Origin of the sequence: Streptomyces sp. NPDC005799, from assembly GCF_040630525.1 — a bacterium.
Taxonomy (GTDB): domain Bacteria; phylum Actinomycetota; class Actinomycetes; order Streptomycetales; family Streptomycetaceae; genus Streptomyces; species Streptomyces griseorubiginosus_B.
This window is the reverse complement of the sequence record NZ_JBEXXQ010000185.1, coordinates 1-2,217: the sequence shown is the minus strand read 5'-3', so window position 1 is coordinate 2,217 and position 2,217 is coordinate 1. Positions and strand designations below refer to the sequence as shown.

The following is a 2,217-nucleotide window of genomic DNA, read 5'->3' as shown; positions in this document are numbered from 1 at the left end:
TGATCAGACAACCCCACCCACGGATGCATGCCAGGCCCAACGACCACACTGCACTGATGTCACGAACTACTTGACAACTTCAAGCAACGGCATTGCGTCCCGGGAGGCAGGTGGCAGACGGTGATCGTGAGGCCGGCCTCAGCGGCGAACCGGGCGAGTTCGGTCTTCCACGTGCGGGTGCGATACCCGTTGGAGCCGCCGGCATCGGCGGTGATCAGCAGCCGGTCGGCCGTCGGGTAGGTGGCCCGCCCGGCTCCGTTCCACCAGCGGCGGATCGACTCGACGGCGAACGCGGCGGTGTCGTGGTCGGTGCCGACGTTGACCCAGCCGGTGTTCGCGGCGACGTCGTAGATGCCGTAGGGCACCGCCCTGCCCAGCACGCGGTCGGGGAAGTCGTGGGTGTCGACCCGCACCGGCTCGCCTCTCGGCTCCCATTCACGGCCGTTGTTCTTGAACGGGCCGACCAGTTCCTTTCTTCGTGTCCACACTGATCACCGGAGCCCCGCCGTCCTGGTGGTCGCGGGCCTGCTCGTTGAGGTAGTGGAATTGTGCGTCCCGGTCGGGGTGCTGCTTGCCTTCCAGCGTCTTGGCATTGCTCTGCAGGCTGAAGCCCTCCTCGCGCAGCAGGTCGCCCACCGTGTCCGCGGAGATCCTGTGGCCCTGCCGGGTCAGCTGCTCGGCGAGCTTGCGGGTGGATTTGGTGGTCCAGCGCAGCGGCGACATGGGATCTCCGCGGACGTCGGGCTCAACCAGCGCGAGGAGTGCCGCCCGAACGGCTGGGTTCCGGTCGACGACGCGTTTGCGGCCAGCACCGGGCCGGCGGATGCGTCCCAACGGAGCCTCTCCAGAGTCGAGTTCCCTCACTCCGGCAGACACAGTGGCCTCACGGACACCGGCGGCACGGGCGACTGCTCTGATCCCGCCGCGGCCGAGAGACTGGGCCTCCGCCCCTATCAGCAGGCGACGCTGCCGCTCGTCGAGGTGCGGCAGAATCGCCTCGAACTTGGCTGCCAGCACGGCCCGTTGCCCATCCAACCCGCCCATGCCAGACCAACGAGCCACCGAGCGGAAAGCCACGAGTTAAAGATCTGCACGCCCTAAGTCCGATCTTCCTCGGTTCGTGATCGCTCGATCGTGGTACTGACCGCCGTATGAGCCGTCGGGTGGGCATGTCCATGTTGAGATGCGGGGTGTGAAGAGAGAGCCGTACCTCAGCGACTTATCGGACGAGCAGTGGGCGTTGATCGGTGCGACACGAAGTCGCGCATTTCGAGTGAACTCGCAGATCGGAGGCCGGTTATAGACCGGATGCGTAGTTCCTGATCAGTGTTCGAGATCAGTCCCCGCCCTGGCGTGCGTTCACAGGTCCAGCTTGTGAGGGTGCGAAGCCCAGGGAAGAAGCTCAAGGGCCCCCGCTCCGTCCGGGGGAGCAACCGGGCGAGGGGAAGGCCGGACGGGCGAACGCAAGTGAACCCCCGATGATGCCTCGTCAGACCAAGCCTTGGGTGACGGGACGAGGACCAGGGTGCAAGGGCCTGGCCGCTGGAAGAGGCGGCAAGCGGCGGCCGGGGACGATCAACCGGTCGTGGGAACACCGCTGGCCCCGGGGTGTAGGGGGCGCCCACCCCGGCCGTGTCTCGTGTGCGCGGAACGTGGAAACCCCGTCGGGGTCCGGGCCTTTCGGCTCGGTAGGCCGATCGCAAGAGGGGCGGAACTCCTCGGCGGGACAGGAAGCCCAAAAAGCAGATGCCGGCGGCCGAAAGGCAGCGGGACTCGGGACATGTGGCCACCTCTCCAGGCGGCTGTCTCGGGGAACCGGCCGGATGCCGGTCCTGGCGGCCGGGTCCCGAAAGGGGAGCTGACGTGGGCTGGTGAGCCTTTGACGACCGAGGCCCGGGGCCTCCCGAACCGAGGGGCAAGTTGGACACCGCGGTGAACGGACCCGAGGACGTTGCCGAATGGGACGACATCGCATGGCGTCACCACGAGGACAACGTAGTGAGGCTGAGGCAGAGGATCTTCAAGGCGACGCGGGAAGAGGACTGGGCCCTGGTCCGGTCCTTGCAGAAACTGATGCTGAGATCATGGTCGAACACGCTGATCAGCGTGCGGCAGGTGACTCAGTGCGTTGTGGCTAACCGGATTTCGTTCGAGGTGTGCGGCGCGGGTGATCATCTGGACAGAGGTGCGGGTGCGGCCGCGGGCATGAAAGAACGG

At 66.7% G+C, this 2,217-nt stretch carries 1 protein-coding gene and 1 pseudogene; one reads left to right on the top strand and one right to left on the bottom strand.

The window, feature by feature from the left end; genetic code table 11:
- Positions 1 to 59: 59 nt before the first annotated feature.
- A pseudogene (locus ABZ453_RS51070) lies at positions 60 to 1,044 on the bottom strand (ISAzo13 family transposase).
- 888 nt (positions 1,045 to 1,932) lie between these two features.
- Here ABZ453_RS51070 and ABZ453_RS51065 point away from each other — a divergent pair.
- Positions 1,933 to 2,217: reverse transcriptase N-terminal domain-containing protein (locus tag ABZ453_RS51065; RefSeq protein WP_359026907.1), on the top strand; the 285-nt coding region annotated here is incomplete at its 3' end.